Source organism: Ruegeria sp. CE6 (genome assembly GCF_056537485.1).
Map to the genome: position 1 here is coordinate 214,138 of NZ_JBQFRR010000003.1, position 17,808 is coordinate 231,945.

General features: G+C 58.2%; 21 protein-coding genes. 9 read left to right on the forward strand and 12 right to left on the reverse strand.

Annotated features, from left to right (window positions below):
- Positions 1 to 92: 92 nt before the first annotated feature.
- Entirely contained in the window at positions 93 to 899 is an 807-nt protein-coding gene (locus tag ACR0DK_RS14985; RefSeq protein WP_170423629.1) for a mechanosensitive ion channel family protein, read from the forward strand.
- Between the two features lie 187 nt (positions 900 to 1,086).
- On the opposite strand, the gene ald is transcribed toward ACR0DK_RS14985, so the two are convergent.
- A complete protein-coding gene (gene ald, locus ACR0DK_RS14990) occupies positions 1,087 to 2,202 on the reverse strand; it encodes an alanine dehydrogenase (protein ID WP_223117510.1) in 1,116 nt (371 codons plus the stop codon).
- Between the two features lie 135 nt (positions 2,203 to 2,337).
- On the opposite strand from ald, the gene ACR0DK_RS14995 reads away from it, so the two are divergent.
- On the forward strand, positions 2,338 to 2,796 hold the full coding sequence (locus tag ACR0DK_RS14995; protein WP_170395646.1) for an Lrp/AsnC family transcriptional regulator: 459 nt from the start codon (positions 2,338 to 2,340) through the stop codon (positions 2,794 to 2,796).
- 150 nt (positions 2,797 to 2,946) lie between these two features.
- Positions 2,947 to 3,885, forward strand: a complete 939-nt coding sequence (gene ppk2, locus ACR0DK_RS15000; protein ID WP_170395648.1) for a polyphosphate kinase 2 — start codon at positions 2,947 to 2,949, stop codon at positions 3,883 to 3,885.
- Positions 3,886 to 3,936: 51 nt separating this feature from the next.
- On the opposite strand, the gene ACR0DK_RS15005 is transcribed toward ppk2, so the two are convergent.
- Complete coding sequence (locus ACR0DK_RS15005; protein ID WP_480736857.1) at positions 3,937 to 5,172, reverse strand: CAP domain-containing protein; 1,236 nt, start codon at positions 5,170 to 5,172, stop codon at positions 3,937 to 3,939.
- Between the two features lie 296 nt (positions 5,173 to 5,468).
- Positions 5,469 to 5,675 (reverse strand): 30S ribosomal protein S21, encoded by a 207-nt coding sequence (gene rpsU / locus ACR0DK_RS15010; protein ID WP_005614280.1) that lies wholly within the window; start codon positions 5,673 to 5,675, stop codon positions 5,469 to 5,471.
- 111 nt (positions 5,676 to 5,786) lie between these two features.
- Between rpsU and ACR0DK_RS15015 the strand changes: the two genes are divergently transcribed.
- Complete coding sequence (locus tag ACR0DK_RS15015) at positions 5,787 to 6,479, forward strand: COQ9 family protein (protein WP_480592409.1); 693 nt, start codon at positions 5,787 to 5,789, stop codon at positions 6,477 to 6,479.
- A gap of 72 nt (positions 6,480 to 6,551) precedes the next feature.
- Positions 6,552 to 7,538: an NAD(P)H-quinone oxidoreductase gene (locus ACR0DK_RS15020; protein WP_170513806.1), complete on the forward strand. Its 987-nt coding sequence runs from the start codon at positions 6,552 to 6,554 to the stop codon at positions 7,536 to 7,538.
- 15 nt (positions 7,539 to 7,553) lie between these two features.
- Here ACR0DK_RS15020 and ACR0DK_RS15025 read toward each other — a convergent pair whose 3' ends face one another.
- Positions 7,554 to 8,411 carry a DUF2189 domain-containing protein gene (locus tag ACR0DK_RS15025; protein WP_170395655.1) on the reverse strand — a complete coding sequence of 286 codons (858 nt, stop codon included), beginning with the start codon at positions 8,409 to 8,411 and terminating at the stop codon, positions 7,554 to 7,556.
- A gap of 214 nt (positions 8,412 to 8,625) precedes the next feature.
- Here ACR0DK_RS15025 and ACR0DK_RS15030 point away from each other — a divergent pair, with 214 nt between their 5' ends.
- Positions 8,626 to 9,609: a quinone oxidoreductase family protein gene (locus tag ACR0DK_RS15030; protein ID WP_170423639.1), complete on the forward strand. Its 984-nt coding sequence runs from the start codon at positions 8,626 to 8,628 to the stop codon at positions 9,607 to 9,609.
- A 41-nt stretch (positions 9,610 to 9,650) separates the two neighbouring features.
- Here ACR0DK_RS15030 and ACR0DK_RS15035 read toward each other — a convergent pair whose 3' ends face one another.
- From ACR0DK_RS15035 to ACR0DK_RS15070, 8 genes are all read right to left on the reverse strand, one after another.
- Complete coding sequence (locus tag ACR0DK_RS15035; RefSeq protein ID WP_170465891.1) at positions 9,651 to 10,184, reverse strand: outer membrane protein; 534 nt, start codon at positions 10,182 to 10,184, stop codon at positions 9,651 to 9,653.
- Between the two features lie 261 nt (positions 10,185 to 10,445).
- Positions 10,446 to 10,919 carry a YHS domain-containing (seleno)protein gene (locus ACR0DK_RS15040; protein ID WP_170395661.1) on the reverse strand — a complete coding sequence of 158 codons (474 nt, stop codon included), beginning with the start codon at positions 10,917 to 10,919 and terminating at the stop codon, positions 10,446 to 10,448.
- A gap of 172 nt (positions 10,920 to 11,091) precedes the next feature.
- Positions 11,092 to 11,367, reverse strand: coding sequence for a hypothetical protein (locus ACR0DK_RS15045; protein WP_223117515.1), 276 nt, complete (start codon positions 11,365 to 11,367; stop codon positions 11,092 to 11,094).
- A complete protein-coding gene (plsY, locus tag ACR0DK_RS15050; protein WP_480736864.1) occupies positions 11,364 to 11,969 on the reverse strand; it encodes a glycerol-3-phosphate 1-O-acyltransferase PlsY in 606 nt (201 codons plus the stop codon). Before plsY ends, ACR0DK_RS15045 begins: the two co-directional genes overlap by 4 nt.
- A complete protein-coding gene (gene pyrC, locus ACR0DK_RS15055; RefSeq protein ID WP_480736866.1) occupies positions 11,969 to 13,249 on the reverse strand; it encodes a dihydroorotase in 1,281 nt (426 codons plus the stop codon). The genes plsY and pyrC overlap by 1 nt, the downstream gene beginning before the upstream one ends.
- Entirely contained in the window at positions 13,246 to 13,632 is a 387-nt protein-coding gene (locus ACR0DK_RS15060; protein ID WP_480454241.1) for a hypothetical protein, read from the reverse strand. The genes pyrC and ACR0DK_RS15060 overlap by 4 nt, the downstream gene beginning before the upstream one ends.
- Entirely contained in the window at positions 13,617 to 14,135 is a 519-nt protein-coding gene (locus tag ACR0DK_RS15065) for a hypothetical protein (RefSeq protein WP_480736869.1), read from the reverse strand. Before ACR0DK_RS15065 ends, ACR0DK_RS15060 begins: the two co-directional genes overlap by 16 nt.
- Positions 14,132 to 15,067, reverse strand: a complete 936-nt coding sequence (locus ACR0DK_RS15070; RefSeq protein ID WP_170566212.1) for an aspartate carbamoyltransferase catalytic subunit — start codon at positions 15,065 to 15,067, stop codon at positions 14,132 to 14,134. Before ACR0DK_RS15070 ends, ACR0DK_RS15065 begins: the two co-directional genes overlap by 4 nt.
- A 758-nt stretch (positions 15,068 to 15,825) precedes the next feature.
- Between ACR0DK_RS15070 and ACR0DK_RS15075 the strand changes: the two genes are divergently transcribed.
- Genes ACR0DK_RS15075 through ACR0DK_RS15085 form a run of 3 tightly spaced genes read left to right on the forward strand, consistent with a single transcriptional unit; the run spans position 15,826 to position 17,803 of the window.
- A complete protein-coding gene (locus tag ACR0DK_RS15075) occupies positions 15,826 to 16,590 on the forward strand; it encodes a uracil-DNA glycosylase (RefSeq protein WP_480736871.1) in 765 nt (254 codons plus the stop codon).
- The gene (locus ACR0DK_RS15080) at positions 16,587 to 17,186 is read left to right on the forward strand and encodes a metallophosphoesterase family protein (protein WP_170395679.1); all 600 of its coding nucleotides are present in this window, start codon (positions 16,587 to 16,589) and stop codon (positions 17,184 to 17,186) included. Before ACR0DK_RS15075 ends, ACR0DK_RS15080 begins: the two co-directional genes overlap by 4 nt.
- The gene (locus ACR0DK_RS15085) at positions 17,183 to 17,803 is read left to right on the forward strand and encodes a LysE family translocator (protein WP_170423650.1); all 621 of its coding nucleotides are present in this window, start codon (positions 17,183 to 17,185) and stop codon (positions 17,801 to 17,803) included. The genes ACR0DK_RS15080 and ACR0DK_RS15085 overlap by 4 nt, the downstream gene beginning before the upstream one ends.
- Positions 17,804 to 17,808 lie beyond the last annotated feature (5 nt).

The window sequence follows — 17,808 nt, forward strand, 5'->3', positions numbered from 1 at the left end:
CGCACCTAGACCTGCGCGCAAAATTAGCCCAGACTTTTCAGCGATCCCGCGCCAAAAGGCGCGGGTTTGCTGTTGGCGCAAAGGAGAAGCGTGTGGAAGATGTCGTAACACAGGTGGGCGCATTTGGTCCGCTGATCATGAGCGCGATCAAAGCGTTGATCGTTCTGGTATTGGGTTGGATCGTTGCCGGAGCCATTAGCGGTCTGGTGCGGCGGCGGATCAACGCCACGCCACATATCGACCCGACTTTGGGGAATTTCGTTGCGAGCCTCGTGAAATGGGTGCTGCTGGCGATTGTCTTTGTCGCCGTTCTGGGCATTTTCGGAATCGAGGCGACCAGCATCGTGGCCATTCTGGGTGCCGCATCCCTGGCCATCGGTTTGGCGCTGCAGGGAACACTCAGCGATCTGGCCGCGGGCGTGATGCTGGTGGTGTTCCGGCCCTATAAGCTGGGCCAATATGTCGATATTGGTGGCACAGCGGGTACTGTGAAAGACCTGAACCTGTTCACGACCGAGCTGGTGACGCCGGACAACGTGCAGATCATCGTGCCAAACGGTCAGGCTTGGGGTTCGGTGATCACCAACTATTCCGCCCATGACACCCGCCGGGTCGATCTGGTGTTTGGCATCGACTACGGCGATAGCGCGGATGAGGCTATGAACATCATCCTTGATGTGGCCAAAGCTGACGATCGTATCATGGCTGATCCTGAGCCCTGGGTGCGGGTGACAAATCTTGGGGATAGTTCGGTTGATCTGACCGCGCGCCTGTGGTGCGCAGCGGCTGACTATTGGGATGTGAAGTTTGAACTTACCAAAGCGATCAAAGAAGCGTTTGACGCCAAAGGCGTATCCATCCCGTATCCGCATTCTGTGGAGATTCACAAAGAGGCGTAAGCCTCCCGCCCGTCGATCGGGCATTGAAATGCCCTCTTCCGGTTGGGCCGGGCACCGCGCTAAGGCGCGGTGCTTTTTTGCGCGAACCTTGGTCCAGAAAAAACAGCGCCGCGCTATTGGCGCGGCGCTGGGCCCAAGTCTGTAAAGCGTCCCTTGGAAAAGGACGCTTTCAGAGGCGGGAGCGCTCTTAGTTCAACAGAGTTGTTGGATCGACAGAGGCGATGTTGAGGGCGGTGCCCACCGCTTCGTAAGTCAGCTTGCCGGCGTGGACGTTCAAACCTGCCAGCAGGTGTGCGTCGTCCTTACAGGCCTGCTTCCAGCCCTTGCTTGCCAGCGACAACATAAACGGCATGGTTGCGTTGCCCAGTGCGATGGTCGAAGTCCGGGCAACCGCACCGGGCATGTTGGCGACGCAGTAGTGCATGATGCCGTCAACTTCGTAAACCGGATCGGCGTGGGTGGTGGCTTTCGAGGTTTCAAAACAGCCGCCCTGATCGATCGCAACGTCTACCAGAGCCGCGCCGGGCTTCATGGTCGACAGCTGTTCGCGCGAGATCAGTTTGGGAGCAGCTGCGCCCGGGATCAGGACCGCACCGATGACCAGGTCGGCATCCTGGATCAGCTCGGCTGTCGCACCAGCGGTTGAATACTGGTTCTTGAAGGTTCCGCCGAACACATCGTCCAGATAGCGGAGACGCGGCAGCGAACGGTCCAGTACGGTCACATCCGCGCCCATGCCTGCGGCAATCTTCGCTGCGTGGGTGCCTACGACACCTCCGCCGATGACGATCACTTTGGCAGGGCCTACACCCGGTACACCACCCATCAGAACGCCGCGGCCACCGTTGGCCTTTTGCAGAGTCCAGGACCCGACTTGCGGAGCCAAGCGACCGGCAACCTCGGACATCGGCGCCAGCAGCGGCAGGCCGCCATTGGAGTCAGTCACGGTCTCATAGGCAATCGCGGTGCAGCCGGATTCCAGCAGATCGTGGGTCTGGTCTGGATCGGGTGCCAGGTGCAGATAGGTGAACAGCAACTGACCTTCGCGCAGTATTTTGCGCTCGACCGCCTGAGGCTCCTTGACCTTGACGATCATATCAGCCGTGGCGAACACTTCTTCTGCAGTGTCGACGATGCGGGCACCTGCCGCTACATAAGCATCGTTATCAAAGCCCGAGCCCATCCCGGCACCGGTTTCGATAATGACTTCGTGACCGCGGGCCACAGCTTCGCCAGCAGCGTTCGGGGTCATCCCGACGCGGAATTCCTGAGGTTTGATTTCCTTGGGGCAGCCGATTTTCATGTGAGACTCCATTCATAAACTGCCTAAATTATGGGCATAAATTGGCGCAATTTTTGTGAAACCCCACTTGCTAAACACACAATCTGCGGGAAAATATTCGAGGTATAGGCAACTTGACGCAATGGATGTGCGCAAATGACGATTGACGCAACAGATCGGAAGATTCTGGCAGCCCTGCAGCGCAAAGGGCGGATGTCAAATTCGGAATTGTCCGAACAGGCGAATCTATCCCCTTCGGCCTGCCACCGGCGCGTGCAGCGACTTGAGGCTGAGGGTTATATCAAGGACTACGTCGCCCTGTTGGATGCACGGAAGTTGAACGTTCCAACCACTGTGTTTGTCGAGATCACGTTGCAGGGTCAGGCGGAAGAAGTGCTGGAGGCGTTTGAAAAAGCCGTAGCACGGATTCCGGATGTGCTGGAATGCCATTTGATGGCGGGCACGGCGGACTACATTCTAAAGGTCGTCGCAGAAAATACCGAGGATTTTGCTCGCATTCATCGGCAATACCTGTCGCGCTTGCCTGGGGTGGCGCAGATGCAAAGCTCATTTGCTTTGCGCACGGTGTTCAAAACCACGGCCTTGCCTGTCTGAAACCAACTATTGGGGTTAGCCTTGCGTCAATTCTGCCGCTTGTATCTGTCGTGCGGTCGGGCCAAAATCCATGTTTCCGACCTTATGTACGACCTCGGCACTTTGCGCTGACACTCCGTGGTTACACTGGCCGTGTACGGTCCGAACCCGATGAACGATAAGGAGCAGACCTTGGCTTACGAAAACAACAGCACGCCGAAAGATTGGCTGGAAGCTGAACTGGAAGACACGCTGGACGAAGATTTCGAGATCGAATTCAGCGAACCCATGCTTTCGATGGAAGTGCGCAAGATTTACAAGGACCAGCATCCTGACATGCTGGATCGCAAGGTCTATTTTCGCAACCTTTTGCGGCTGCAGGCTGAACTTATCAAAGTTCAGGATTGGGTGGTCCATACAGGGGCCAAGGTCTGTATTCTGTTTGAAGGGCGCGACAGCGCCGGGAAAGGGGGCGTGATCAAGCGGATCACGCAGCGTTTGAACCCTCGTGTAGCGCGTGTGGTCGCCTTGCCTGCACCCAGCCGACGCGAACAAAGCCAGTGGTATTTTCAGCGCTACGTGCCCCATTTGCCTGCGGCCGGTGAGATCGTGTTCTTCGATCGGTCCTGGTACAACCGCGCTGGTGTTGAACGCGTGATGGGATTTGCCAACGAGGATCAGGTCGAACAGTTCTTTCAGGACGTTCCTGAATTCGAACGGATGCTGGTGCGGTCGGGGATTATCCTGCTGAAATACTGGTTCTCGATTACAGACGAAGAACAGCAATTGCGATTCCTGATGCGTATTCACGATCCGATGAAGCAGTGGAAACTGTCACCGATGGATCTGGAATCCCGCATCCGGTGGGAGGCATACACCAAGGCCAAAGAGGATATGTTCTTTCGCACCAACATATCCGAGGCGCCTTGGTATATTGTTGAAGGCAACGACAAGAAACGCGAACGGCTCAATTGTATCGAGCACCTGCTGACCAAGATCCCCTATGAGGATGTGCCGCAGGAAAAGGTCAATCTGCCGGATCGGCGCTATAACCCCGAATACGAACGGCGCATTTTGCCGGATGAGCTACACGTGCCTAAGATATATTGATTTGGCAGGAAAGTGGTGCGGGAAAAGGATCCCCGCACCTGAACGGTTTGATTAACCCCAATCAAATCCGCAGTTCGTTTCGAAAACAAACACGCCGCACATGTCGTCATTCATGTCTTCGACTGTGGCTTCAACGGTTTCGATCATGTTGTCAGCGAAGTCGGTGTCGAACACCAGATCGAAATCATCCATCTCCGGGGTCGTGTCAGCCTGCTGCACCGGAGACCATTCGAACTGGTCAAATTGGGCTTGCAGCGCATTAACAAACGCTTCGATCCCGGCAAGGAAGGCCTGAACGTCAAAGCAGTCCGCGCCCGGTGCACCATTGTCAACGACAACTTCAGGTGTTTCTGGCTCGGGTTCTTCGACCTCGGTGACGTCGGTCTCCGGAGTTTCGGGTTCCTCGACCTCGACGACTTCAGTATCCGGCACATCGGGTTCCGGGTCTTCAACTTCAGTCACATCGGTATCAGGCGTTTCCGGCTCTTCAGTTTCGGTCACGTCTGTTTCCGGAGTCTCCTCAACCGGGTCCTCGGTCTCGGTAACCTCAGTTTCTGGCGTTTCGTCTGCCGGTTGCTCGGTTTCCGTCACATCGGTGTCGGGTGTTTCGTCCGATGGTTCTTCGGTTTCGGTGACGTCTTCCTCCGGGGTCTCCTCTGCCGGTTCTTCGGCATCGGGAACTTCCGCTACCGGTGTTTCGTCAACTGGTTCCTCAGTCTCGGTCACATCGGTTTCCGGCACTTCTGGTTCGGTCGGGGTGGTAACCTCTTCCTCCTCTGGCTCAACAACTTCTTCAACCGGAGGCGTCACCGGCGGGGTGGTGCCGCCGTTATCAAGATCGACATCGCCCTGAGTCGCCGCAAAGTTCTGCGTCACCATGACAGCGTCGTACCCCTGCATGTCGCCTTCTTCGATCCCGATGCCGATATATTTGAAATCGGGGTTCAGAATGTTGGCGCGGTGACCGGGGCTATTCATCAGGTTCTGGTGCAACTGGGCGACATCATCGCTGATACCGGGTGCGCCACGCTCGGATTGCCAGGCGATGTTTTCTCCGGTGCGCCAGCTCCCGGACAGGTCGAACCCTGCGGCTTGCATCCGTTGGGTCGCGGATGAACCACCCTGACCGGTGTGGCTGAACCGGTCGGTGTCCAGCATCCAGCTGCTGTGGTCCTCGGAAGATTCGTTCAGGTTGCGTTCAAGTTCCAGGGGATCAAGACCGCGGGATGTGCGCTCTTGGTTGATCAGCGCGAGCATTTCGCGCTCGACCGTACTTGCTGTCGACATCAGTGCCTCCGTTTTTGGTTATGTCTGAGTGGACGGCCTCACTTACAGACGATCAAAGAACGCTGAATAGGGCGGGTACGGCGATGGGCGTTTTTCGGCGGCAGAATGCAACCGAACGGCGATTCGCTGCGCTGTAAAATGCCGACTGCGGCGATTGCATCAAAATCGGCAGGTTGCCGCGAGGGTAAAGCCGGGAATTGGCGGGATCATCCGCCCTAAAAACGACAAACCCCCGGGCAGGGCCTCGGGGGTCGTCAAATAGTGTCATCCAAAGCTGGACGAGTCGCAGGAAGCTCTTAGAGCAAACCTTCGCGCTGTGCTTTCTTGCGTGCCAGTTTACGGGCACGGCGGATCGCTTCAGCTTTCTCGCGCGCTTTTTTCTCGGACGGTTTCTCGAAATGTTGCTTCAGCTTCATTTCACGGAACACGCCTTCGCGCTGCAGCTTTTTCTTCAGGGCACGAAGCGCCTGATCGACGTTATTGTCGCGAACACTAACCTGCATGTGGTTGTCACCACCTTTCTAGATAGAGTTGCAAGGATTTGCAGGAAGTGGCCGTATAGCAAAGCACGCCTAACTTGTCTAGTACTGGACCCGCAGCCTCGGAGACCCGACATGACAGCAACCTATGAAGACACCAAAGAGCAGCTTCTCGATGCGATTCTGAACCATGTGCCGTTCGACGGCTGGTCGGAAACCAGCTTTCGTGCGGCCATCAGCGATTGCGATCTGGAGCCCGCGCTTGCCCGAGCGATCTGTCCGCGTGGTGCCGTCGATCTGGCACTGGCCTTTCATACACGCGGGGATGCCGCGATGTTGGAGCGGTTGAAATCCGAAGACCTGAGCGGTCTGAAATTCCGTGAAAAGATCGCCGCTGCCGTCCGTTTCCGCCTGCAGGCGGTCGAAGACAAAGAAGCAGTGCGCCGAGGTATGACTTTGTTCGCGTTGCCGATCCATGCCGCGGATGGGGCCAAGGCGGTCTGGGGCACCTGTGACCAGATCTGGACAGCACTTGGCGATACTTCGGACGACGTGAACTGGTACACCAAACGTGCCACTCTGTCGGGCGTCTATTCTTCGACACTGTTGTATTGGCTGGGTGATGACAGCCCGGATTATCAGGCGACATGGGAATTCCTGGATCGGCGGATCGAGGGCGTAATGCAGTTTGAAAAGTTCAAGTCGCAGGTGAATGGCAACCCGCTGCTGAAACCGTTTCTGGCCGTCCCCAACTGGCTTGCGGGTCAGGTGAAGGCTCCGACGAAGTTGCCCGACAACCTGCCCGGTTCGCTGTCATCGGGAAAATAGTCGCAGCGTTTCCACTTGCCGCTGGGCCTCTGCGTTTTCGCCTGCTAGGCATTGGGCAAAGGAGATATGCCCATGACCCAGACAATGCGCGCTGTCGAGATCACTGAAGCTGGTGGCCCGGACGTTCTGCAACTGACGGAACGCCCGATGCCGGAACCGGCAGAGGGTCAAGTGGTTCTGAAAGTCGCGTACGCCGGGGTGAACCGCCCTGATGCGCTGCAGCGGGCAGGGGCGTATGATCCACCTCCCGGTGCAAGCGATTTGCCGGGGCTGGAAGCGTCAGGAGAGGTCGTCGCCATCGGCTCGGGTGTCGAAGGTCTGGTCGTTGGCGATCGGGTTTGCGCCCTGTTGCCCGGCGGCGGTTATGCTGAATATGTCGCAACGCCCGCCGCTCATTGCCTGCCTGTGCCTGCGGGTATGGGTTTGAAAGAAGCTGCCTGCCTGCCCGAAACCTTCTTTACTGTTTGGTCCAATGTCTTCACCCGTGGCGGCTTGAAGCCGGGGGAGCGGTTTCTGGTCCATGGCGGTTCCAGCGGGATCGGCACGACGGCTATTCAGCTGGCCAATGCGTTTGGCGCCCGCGTCTTTGCAACCGCCGGGTCGGCTGAGAAATGTGAGGCTTGTATCAAGCTAGGTGCCGAAAAGGCGATCAACTATCGCGACGAAGATTTCGTGGCTGCGATGCGCGCCGAGGGCGGGGCGAACCTGATTCTGGACATGGTCGGTGGTGATTATATCCCGCGCAACATCAAGGCTTTGGCGGAAGACGGGCGGCTGGTTCAGATCGCTTTCCTGCAAGGTCCGGTGGTCGAACTGAACTTTGCGCTGATGATGGTGAAACGCCTCACCCTGACTGGCAGCACCTTGCGCCCACAAAGCGATTTGGCCAAGGCGCGCATCGCGCAAGACTTGCGTGAAGCCGTGTGGCCATTGCTTGAGGCCGGGAAGGTCGCACCGGTGATGGATTCAGAATTCGATCTTTCTGATGCCGCCGCTGCACATGCGCGGATGGAAGCATCGGGCCACATTGGCAAGATCGTTCTGAAGGTCTCTGGTTAAGCTGCTGCCATGTAGTCAGGCGACCGCCCGGCGATACAGGTGCCATGTGGCGTGGCCTAGAACGGGCATGACGACGATCAGCCCCAGCAACATCGGGATCGCGCCCAGTACCAACATCGCGGCCACAATGGCCCCCCAGGTCAAGATCACACCCGGGTTCTGACGCAAGACCCGTACCGAGGTTACGACGGCCACGGGAACGCCCACTTTGCGATCCAGCAACAGCGGAAAGCTGACCACGCTTAGCGCCAATGCGACCAGTGCAAACAGGAAACCGGTGACGGTGCCGATGATGATCATGCTCCAGCCTGCTCCGGTGGTGAACACTTCTGTCACGAATGCCATGGCCGAAGCCGGAGGTTCTGGCCCTAGGGTTTGCGCGTAGATGCCTTGCGCGACCATCAGCCAGATCATCAATAGCATGACCAGATAGAAGCCCAATGCCAGTATGGCTCCGAAGGAAGGCGAACGGAATACGCCGAACGCGTCCAGCCAATGAACGTCTCCGCCCTGTTCCCTCTTGCGACTGATCTCATAAAGCCCGACGGCGGCGACCGGCCCGATCAGGGCAAAGCCCATGACAAGCGGGGCCAGCAGGGGCACCATGTCTTTGTTGAGCCCGATACCGAACATCAGCAGACCTGCGATTGGATAGATCAGAACGACAAAGATCGCATCGGCCCGGGTTTCGAGAAAATCGTTATATCCAGCTTTCAGGCATTCGCGCAGATCCTGCAGGGTCAGCGTATGCACCGTCGGCAGAGCCTGAACATCCGCGCTGCCGATCTCGGTCACGGATTCAGTGACATGATCGCTGGTTGCCCGCAGATTTCGGGCGACCCAGGTGATTGGGTTACCGATTGTCTTGTCCATGTTCATCCCCTTTTCTGGCGTGGGTGCGCCGCGGGATGCATCCGGCGTGGCAATTCGCGTGACCGGATCAGCCGGCAACGTCTGCCCAATTACAACGTCTCGATGCATTATAGCACATATTGCGAAATTTTGCCCGATCACCCTTGCAGAGCCGGAAGGATTGCTCTGCCGCACAGGCGTGTTAGCTTTGTTTCCACAGGCAAGGGAGGCATTCATGCAGCAGACAGCACGCACAGTCGTCATACACGAATCCGGCGGCCCCGAGGTTCTTCGGATTGAGGATCGCCCGCTTGGCGATCCCGGCCCGGGTGAGGTGCGCATTCGCCATCATGCCTGCGGATTGAATTTCATCGATGTGTACCAGCGTACCGGCCTTTATCCGCTGGAGTTGCCTCATGCGTTGGGAATGGAAGCGGCCGGAGTCGTTGAGGCGGTAGGCGAAGGCGTTACGCATCTTGCTCCCGGCCAACGCGCGGCCTATGCCGCAGGACCATCGGGAGCATATTCCGAAGCGCGCGTGATGCCTGCAGCACAGGTTTGTCCGCTGCCCGAGAGTATCTCGTTCCGCACCGCAGCGGCCATGATGCTAAAGGGCATGACGGTTGAATACCTGTTTCACCGCACAACGCCGCTGCGGCGCGGAGATACCGTGTTGTTCCACGCGGCTGCCGGAGGTGTGGGACTGATCGCCTGCCAATGGGCGAAATCCGAAGGCATCAAACTGATCGGGACAGCGGGAACGGATGAGAAATGCAGCCTGGCGCAGTTCAATGGCGCGTCACATTGCATCAACTACCGGACCGAGAATTTTGTCGAGCGTGTGGCCGAGATCACCGGAGGCAAAGGGGTTGATGTGGTGATGGACTCCATCGGTGCGGACACGTTTGAGGGATCGCTGGATTGCCTGAAACCCTTGGGCATGATGATTTCATTCGGAAACGCTTCGGGGCCAGTGCCGCCTGTCGATTTGGGAATGCTTGCGCAGCGGGGATCTCTGAAGGTGACACGGCCAACCTTGTTCACGCATATCTCGGATCACGCCACCTGTCAGGCGATGGCGCGACGCTTGTTTGGCAAAGTGGACGGGCGCGAGGTCAAGATCCATGTCGATCAGGAGTTTCCGTTGGATCAAGTTGCTGATGCGCATCGTGCTTTGGAAGCACGACAAACCACCGGCAGCACAGTCTTGGTGCCCTAGCGGCACGGGCCCGGCGCAAATAGCCGGGCCCTACTTTCTCATCAAAACCGATATGCGACGCGCAGTTGAACTGTAGTTGCGTCAACATCGACGCCCGATGAGTTGAAGTCGTCGAACTCATGATACAGAATCTCGCCTCCAACGCTGATATTGGGGGCTACGATCTGCTCATAGCCTGCGCCGATGAACCAGCCATCGTCACTGCCCAGATTATCGGTATCCGCATCGGCATAACCGGCGGTGCCATAAAGCAGGCCCTGCGGGTTCAACTTGTAGCCCGCGCGCGCTTTGAGCCGCCAGACATTCTCGACCGTGGCGGCGCCGGAAAGGTCTACGTCGCTCCAGTCATAGTCGAAGCCACCTCCGACGACCCAATCGCCCAGATCGTAATCATATCCAAGGATGATACCGCCGATCGCACCATCGCCGTCGACGCCTGATACGTTTGTGTCGATGTCCGCATAACCAAACTGCGCACCGCCGTAGAATCCAGTCCAGTTGCCTGAGGATTGCGCCATGGCGGATCCCGCAGCCAATACGGCGACCGAGGTGATCAGTGCCAATCTTCCTGTCATCGTCTCATTCCTTTCGCTCGAAACCTGCTGCCAATCAAATCTAATGGCAGCGTTATGATTGAATCTACGTTCCGGCCCTTAGGCCGGATCAGTGATGTTTTGACTGTCCCGAACAACTTTATTCTGGCCGGTGCCCCGGCGTGGGCCCACTCAGGTTGGGCTCTTTTCTCATATGCTAGATAGGGTGAAACATGATGCCTTCAAACGAAGATCGGCGGCAGATACGATCTGCCGCCGATGCACAAAGGTCTTGTCAGCGAATTATTGCTGTAGTTCAGCCGGGTCTTTGTCGGCGATGTCTTCCCAGTTCGCGCTGGCTTTCTCAACAAAGCCCGGAATGTCGCCTTCCCAACGCTCCTGAATGTCTTGTGACAGGTTCAGATACAGCTTGTTGTCGACGATTTTCCAGTAGTTCGGGTCACCATCGAACTTGAAGCCCATTGCGGTGCCAAATGCGCAGTAGCCGCCGTAAGCAGGCAGATAGGCCTCTGGGTTCGCCTCAAAAGCGGCTTTGTTCTCTTCCGATGCAAAACGGTACAGGGCGTCGTTGTGCAGCGTGGTGATTTTGTAATCACCCTTGGTTGCTTCGCCAACGGTGAAATAGGCAACCGGGTCATAGCCCTGCATTGCCAATCCGGTCGAGCTTGCGTTGATTTCGACGCCAGCCGCCATTGCTGAGCTTGCGATCGCAACAGACAGCGCGACTCCGCTGATGATGGATTTGAACGTGTTCATGACTTCACCTTTCGTGAATAGGCTCGCTGGAGAGCACTGTAATTTTGCCCGGGCGAACCGGATTTGATTGTCGCGACGCCTGTAATTGGCCGTCACAAAATCCCAGTTGGGGAATGGCCCGATCACGTTCAAAGCAATCAATTGTGATTGTGCAATCACAAAGACCGGTTGTTTATTCCTGCACGTCAGGCGCCAGCGCCAGGACAAAATCCACCACCTTTTCCGCAGGCATTTCGCAGGGGCGAAGCAATGCGCCGCTTTTCTGTGTGAGATAAAGGTTCAGGCTGATGTAATCCGGCCCGCCCAATTGATGAGCCACCAGTTTGTGAGATTTCCCGCAGGCCATGATCTGATGCGATACCAAATATCGATGCGGCCCAACGGAACCGGTGAACGTGCCGACCGGCAGATCATGGAACGCTTTCAGAAACGCGCTGGGCGCTGTCACGATTTCCCGATTTTCGGTTCTGTCCCCGCCTTGATCCGCGCTAGGTTGGCGCTGTGCCGCCAGTAGAGCAGCAAGGTCAGAGCAATTCCAAGAACGAAGGTACTGCCATCTGTCAGCACCATGATCCAGGTGGTGGATAGGGCGGCGGCGGCCAGCGCACCAACGGATGAAATACGCCAGATCAGCGCCGCGACCAGCCATGTCAAGCAGCAGGCGACACCCACGCGCCAGTCAAGTGCCAGCCAAAGGCCCAGAAAAGTCGCAACGCCTTTGCCGCCTTTGAAACCCAGCCAGACCGGAAAGCAATGCCCTAGGAACGCGGCCAATGCGGCGATCTGCGCGGCATCTTCACCAGCCAAAGCGCGTGCCAGCAGAACAGCAACGGCACCCTTGGCTGCATCAAACAGCAATGTCAGCGCTGCCGCTACCTTATTGCCGGTTCGCAGGACGTTGGTTGCGCCGATATTGCCCGACCCGATTTGCCGCAGATTTCCCAGACCCATCACGCGCGCGACGATCATGCCAAAGGGTATGGACCCAAGCAGGTATCCTAACGCGGCCCACAGGATGAGCTGAGTCATTGTGCTGTCGATCAGGGGCATCAGGCTCTCCGGTACACTTCTTGTCCAGCGACAAAGGTTGCGGTGACCTTACCCTGCATCCGCTGACCGTCAAACGGTGTGTTCTGCGATTTCGATTTCAGCGTAAATCGGTCCAGAACAAAGGGAACATCCGGGTCGAACTGCACCAGATCGGCAGGCGCGCCTAGGGACAGGCGACCGCTCTCCAACCCCAGCCGTTTGGCCGGATTGAGGGCCATGGCGCGGAACAGGGTCGGCAAGTCCAGCTGTTCGGAATGATACAGCCGAAGCGCAGCAGGCAGCAGTGTTTCCAGCGCTACCGCGCCCGAGGCCGCCTCTTCAAACGGCAGACGCTTGCTTTCCTCATCCTGCGGCGTGTGCATGGAACTGATCGTGTCTATCAGACCGGTTCGCACTGCTTCGATCACGGCTTGCCGGTCATCTTCGGATCGCAGCGGGGGCTTGATCTTGAAGAAGGTGCGATAATCGGACACGTCCAATTCGTTCAACGTCAGATGGTGGATTGACGTGCCTGCTGTGATGTCCAGCCCGTTGCGCTTGGCGCGCTCCAGTGCAGGCAGGGCGCGGGCGGTGGTGATCTGATCGGCGTGATAGGCGGCCCCGGTCATTTCAAGCAGGGCGATGTCGCGGTCCAACCCCATACGCTCGGCCATAGGCGATACGGCAGGCAAGCCTCGCAGTGCGGCGAATTTGCCGCTGGTGGCCGCGGCACCACTGCTCAGACCCGGCTCTTGCGGGTGGGCAATCACAAGCGCGCTGCAGGATTTGGCGTAGGTCAGCGCGCGTGAGAACACCTTGGTATTGGTGATGACATGATCGCAATCGGTGAAGGCCACAGCTCCCGCGTCTTGCAGGAACCCGATCTCGGTCATCTCACGCCCTTCGCGTTCTTTGGTCAGGGCGGCCATTGGCAAAACGTTGACCGGAGCGTCCGCTTGCGCGCGGCGGGTGGCGAACTCCAGCGTCTCGGGTGTGTCGACGGCAGGCAGAGTATCGGGACGGGTGACGATGGTTGTCACACCCCCTGCAGCCGCAGCCAGACCTGCGGATTTATAGCTTTCTTTGTGCCGCTCACCGGGCTCACAGACCTTGACGCCAATGTCGACAATGCCGGGAGCGAGGCACTGCCCACCGCAATCGACCACCCGCGTGTCAGCGTCTGGGGCCGTGCCTTCATCAAGCGCTGCGATCCGACCATCGGCAATCTGCAGCCAGCCGATGCTATCTGTGCCAGCTTCGGGGTCGATCAGGCGAGCGTTAGTAAAAATCAGATTGCTCATGCCATGGCCCTTTCGATTGCAGCTTTGGTGGCGGCAGGGTCCGCCTGGTATTTGATAAGGTGCTTGTCGCCGCCTTTTGTGACGATCTGGACAAAGCTGCCAATGGTATTGACCGCCTGAATTTGGTTCAGCGCCACCTTACGCGGACCAGGACCAGTGAGAGTGGTGCCCGTCATTTCCCACTTGGCGACCAGTTCTTCCGAAGCCAAATACCAAGCGCGGATGGTGATGGCGGCCAACCCTGCGGGTGCGCCGGTCCAGACGTAAGGATTGCCGATCAACCATAGCACGACCATTGCGGCCGCCATTGCAAAGGCGGCGAGCCATGCGTTGGTGCGGACATAAGCGCCCTTGTCTGAGGAGAAGGTCACAGGATCAGCCACAAGGCACCTCCGACGGCGATCAGAATCAGCAAGGCAATGACGGCTGAACCGATGCGGCTTGGTTTATTATCCACTGGCGGGCATTGCGCGGCCGAGAACGGTTTTGCGCTTTCGGTCTCAATCGTGCCGCCGGACCAGTTGGTAGCCTCTTCGGTGAACAGGTCAATCAGATGCAGGCGGGGATCGAGGGAAAGGGTTGCAGATCGACCACCCAGCGCCGCACTGCGCAGGACCATCACCCAGCCTTCGATGGCCTCCAATTTCGTGCTGTCCAACTGGTCTTCCGAGACACCGCAGCCTTCGCTGAGATAGCCATAAAGCCCGAGATCTTCGAGGTCGGATACCGGAAAAATGTCGATCTGTTCTGGATCCAGCCCCTCGACACCCAACACCTGATCAACAGCACCCGGTTCGCGCAGGAATTTCGCCTCTTCCGGGCGCATGTCCAGCGAGAACAGGCGGATCACGCCGCGCTCATGGGGGGCGATGGCCAGATCGTTCATGCGGCTTCTCGCACGTTGCGCGCCAGCAGGTCCATGGCGGCCATGCGGACGGCAACGCCCATCTCGACCTGTTCCTGAATGACGGACCGGTTGATGTCATCGGCCAGAGTGCCGTCGATCTCGACCCCGCGGTTCATTGGACCGGGGTGCATCACGATGGCGTCTGGCTTGGCCAGCGCCAGCTTTTCAGCGTTCAGACCGTAGCGGTGATAATATTCGCGTTCCGAGGGGATAAAACCGCCGTCCATCCGTTCCTTCTGAAGGCGCAGCATCATCACAACGTCGACGTCTTTCAGACCCTCATTTATATCATCATAGATCTCGGCCCCGAATTCCGCGAATTGCGACGGCACCAGCGTCGGCGGGCCGATCAGACGGATGCGGTTTTCCATCTTGCCCAGCAGGATCAGGTTCGATCGCGCCACGCGCGAATGCGCCACGTCTCCGCAAATCGCGATGTTCAGCCGGTGTAGGCGGCCTTTGGCACGGCGGATGGTCAGCGCGTCCAGCAGGGCTTGCGTCGGGTGCTCATGCCGCCCGTCACCTGCGTTCAGCACGGCGCAGTTTACCTTCTGCGCCAGCAGGTCCACGGCGCCGGAATGAGGATGCCGCACCACCAGCAGATCGGGATGCATTGCGTTCAGCGTCATTGCTGTATCAATCAGCGTCTCGCCCTTTTTGATCGAACTGGCCTGCATCGCCATGTTCATCACATCCGCGCCCAATCGCTTGCCCGCAATTTCGAAACTCGCCTGCGTACGGGTCGAGTTTTCAAAGAACATGTTGATTTGAGTCAGGCCCGACAGCACATCGGAATGCTTAGCCGATTGCCGGTTCAGATCGACATAGGTTTCGGCCAGATCAAGGATAGCGGTGATATCGGATTGCGACAGATGCTCGATGCCAAGAAGGTGACGATGGGCGAAACGCATGGGCGGGCTCCTGTCTGACAATCGGACCGCTTATAGGAAGCCATGCAGGCCAAGGCAACCTAAGGTTCCGACCCTTCGGTTAGTTTCTCACATCCGCCTTCGGGCAGGCATTGTTCCCCTGGTTTGCACCACTTGCCATAGCCACAATCAATGGCCTTGATCGGAACACAGCCCTGATAAGCCGAGCATTTAAAGCCGGGTCGGCATTGCGAACCGGTTTCTTCACACAGAAACCAGCCGGGGCGCGAACATCCGCCGCCCGGCAAGCAGGATGAACCGGCTCCGCAACTCCTGCCATCGGCGCAGGTTGTGGATGGAGCGGGGACCAAATCCGGTCTGCTGCGCTCGCATTCACCGCGTCCGTTGCAGAAGCTACCACCGGGGCAATCCAAGCGCGAGGTGCACTTATTCGCCCCAGCAGGGGCGCAACGGGTTCCTCCTGCCACGCAGCGCTCGAACGGGCCGCAGGTGCGCCCACCTCCACAATAGGTGTGTCCCGGCGGGATACAGCGGCCATCAAAGCTGCAGCGCTGGCCTGCGGGGCAACAACCGCGCCCGCATTGCAACTGTCCGGCGCGGCATTGTGTATCCCGATCAAACAGCTGCGCACTCACCGAACCGCCAGAGGTTGCCAGCAATAGAGCAATCAGAAGGAATCGCAGAAATGACAGCATGACCCTGCCATGGTCGGTGCGACCCTGTGCCATGGCAAGGTCTATTCGCTTTCCCTCGGTCAAAAGCTGGTTAGATTGAGGGTTATGGAATCGGGTTTGGACCATCATACCGCGCGGGCGCTGCTGGAATGGCAGATCGAGCTGGGCGCAACCGAGGCGATCGGCGACGCGCCGGTGGATCGCTATGCGTTGCCGGACAAAGCGGCCAAGGCTAAGAAACCAGCTGCGGTTGAACCTGCGAAAAAACCAGAACCGGTCGATACCGCAGCTGTTGCAAAACAGGCGGCGAAAACCGCTGGATCGCTCGTCGAGTTGCGTGCGGCGATGGAGGCGTTTGATCTTTGCGACCTCAAACGCGGCGCGCGGCAGTTGGTGTTTTCCGATGGCAACCCCGGCGCACGGGTAATGATCATCGGCGAAGCGCCCGGCCGTGATGAGGATCGCGAAGGTAAGCCCTTTGTCGGGCGCGCTGGGCAATTGCTGGACCGGATGCTGGCCGCGATTGATCTGGATCGGCGCGAGAATGTCTACATTACCAACGTGTTGCCGTGGCGGCCCCCGCAGAATCGCGATCCCAAGCCGGAAGAGATTGGCATGATGAAGCCGTTTCTGGAGCGGCATGTGGCGTTGGCCAAGCCCGAGGTGCTGGTGGTGATGGGCAATATTAGCTGTCAGGCCTTGCTGGGCAAACGCGGTATCACGCGGCTGCGCGGGAAATGGGATCAGGCGCTGAACCTGCCGGTCATCCCGATGTTCCACCCGGCCTACCTGCTGCGTCAACCGCAGATGAAGCGACAGGCCTGGGCCGATCTGCTGGACCTGCAAGCACGGCTGAGGGGCGCGGGATGAGAGTTCTGGCGTTTTCCGATCTTCATATGGCGCGCAACCGGGCCGCTGATCTGGTGGTCGCTAGCGCCGAGGCTGATCTTGTCATCGGTGCGGGGGACTTTTGCAATGCGCGGCGGGGCCTGAAAGAAGCGATGCAGATGCTGTCGGGCATTGCAGCGCCGCTGATCCTGGTGCCGGGCAACGCTGAGAGCGCCGAGGAACTGACAGCCGCTGCGCCCGAAGGCGCGCATGTTCTGCACGGGACGGGCATGACATTGGATGGTCTGCGCCTGTTCGGGCTGGGTTACGGTGTGCCGGTGACGCCTTTCGGAGACTGGTCCTGCGATCTTACTGAAGCTGAAGCATCGGAACTGCTGGACCGGTGCGAGGCTGCGGATGTTCTGATCGCGCACTCTCCGCCAAAAGGATATGGGGATGTGACATCGCAAGATGTGTCGGTCGGCTCGACCGCAGTTCGGGACGCGGTTGAACGCATCCAGCCCGATTTTGTCTTTTGCGGTCATATCCACGACAGCTGGGGATATCGCGGCATGCTGGGGCGGTCTCAGATTGCCAATCTGGGTCCGAAACCACATTGGTTCGAGGTAACAACGTGATCGAGACAGTGACATTGATGGCCTTCATCCCAGCCGCACTGGTGCTGAATTTTACACCCGGCGCTGATATGATGTTCTGTTTCGGGCAAGGGTTACGGTCCGGGTCACGCCCAGCGATGATGGCCAGCCTCGGTGTTTCGACGGGTCTGATGGTGCAAGTTTTGCTGGCGGGGCTTGGACTTGGGGCGTTGGTATCAGCCGTGCCTTGGCTGTTTGACGTTATCCGGTGGATGGGTGTTGCTTATCTGTTGGTTCTTGCATGGGGCGCAATCCGGAAAGGGGCAGTGTCGGACGATGCAGCAATCAAGCCTGCTCATTTCGCGTTTCGCGAGGGGTTGCTGGTGAACCTGACCAATCCCAAGGTCATTCTGTTTGTTTTGGCCTTTATCCCTCAGTTCGTGGACCCAGCAAACGGCCCGGTTCTGCTGCAATTCCTAACCTTTGGTGCAATTATCACCTTGGGCAGCATTCTGGTGAACGGGGTGGTCGGTATCTTTGCGGGCGGAGCAGGGCGCATTTTGATCTCAAACCCACGCGCTTCACGTATCATTGGATGGGTCACGGGCGGGATATTCGCGGCTCTTGCCATCCGGCTTGCCATTATGGAAAGGGCTTGACGACA

Excerpts from the sequence above, each read along its gene's own strand:
- ald (WP_223117510.1), bottom strand. The coding sequence starts at position 2,202 with ATGAAAATCGGCTGCCCCAAGGAAATCAAACCTCAGGAATTCCGCGTC.
- ACR0DK_RS14995 (WP_170395646.1), top strand. The coding sequence starts at position 2,338 with ATGACGATTGACGCAACAGATCGGAAGATTCTGGCAGCCCTGCAGCGC.
- ppk2 (WP_170395648.1), top strand. The coding sequence starts at position 2,947 with ATGAACGATAAGGAGCAGACCTTGGCTTACGAAAACAACAGCACGCCG.
- ACR0DK_RS15005 (WP_480736857.1), bottom strand. The coding sequence starts at position 5,172 with ATGTCGACAGCAAGTACGGTCGAGCGCGAAATGCTCGCGCTGATCAAC.
- rpsU (WP_005614280.1), bottom strand. The coding sequence starts at position 5,675 with ATGCAGGTTAGTGTTCGCGACAATAACGTCGATCAGGCGCTTCGTGCC.
- ACR0DK_RS15015 (WP_480592409.1), top strand. The coding sequence starts at position 5,787 with ATGACAGCAACCTATGAAGACACCAAAGAGCAGCTTCTCGATGCGATT.
- ACR0DK_RS15020 (WP_170513806.1), top strand. The coding sequence starts at position 6,552 with ATGACCCAGACAATGCGCGCTGTCGAGATCACTGAAGCTGGTGGCCCG.
- ACR0DK_RS15025 (WP_170395655.1), bottom strand. The coding sequence starts at position 8,411 with ATGGACAAGACAATCGGTAACCCAATCACCTGGGTCGCCCGAAATCTG.
- ACR0DK_RS15030 (WP_170423639.1), top strand. The coding sequence starts at position 8,626 with ATGCAGCAGACAGCACGCACAGTCGTCATACACGAATCCGGCGGCCCC.
- ACR0DK_RS15035 (WP_170465891.1), bottom strand. The coding sequence starts at position 10,184 with ATGACAGGAAGATTGGCACTGATCACCTCGGTCGCCGTATTGGCTGCG.
- ACR0DK_RS15040 (WP_170395661.1), bottom strand. The coding sequence starts at position 10,919 with ATGAACACGTTCAAATCCATCATCAGCGGAGTCGCGCTGTCTGTTGCG.
- plsY (WP_480736864.1), bottom strand. The coding sequence starts at position 11,969 with ATGCCCCTGATCGACAGCACAATGACTCAGCTCATCCTGTGGGCCGCG.
- pyrC (WP_480736866.1), bottom strand. The coding sequence starts at position 13,249 with ATGAGCAATCTGATTTTTACTAACGCTCGCCTGATCGACCCCGAAGCT.
- ACR0DK_RS15065 (WP_480736869.1), bottom strand. The coding sequence starts at position 14,135 with ATGAACGATCTGGCCATCGCCCCCCATGAGCGCGGCGTGATCCGCCTG.
- ACR0DK_RS15070 (WP_170566212.1), bottom strand. The coding sequence starts at position 15,067 with ATGCGTTTCGCCCATCGTCACCTTCTTGGCATCGAGCATCTGTCGCAA.
- ACR0DK_RS15075 (WP_480736871.1), top strand. The coding sequence starts at position 15,826 with ATGGAATCGGGTTTGGACCATCATACCGCGCGGGCGCTGCTGGAATGG.
- ACR0DK_RS15080 (WP_170395679.1), top strand. The coding sequence starts at position 16,587 with ATGAGAGTTCTGGCGTTTTCCGATCTTCATATGGCGCGCAACCGGGCC.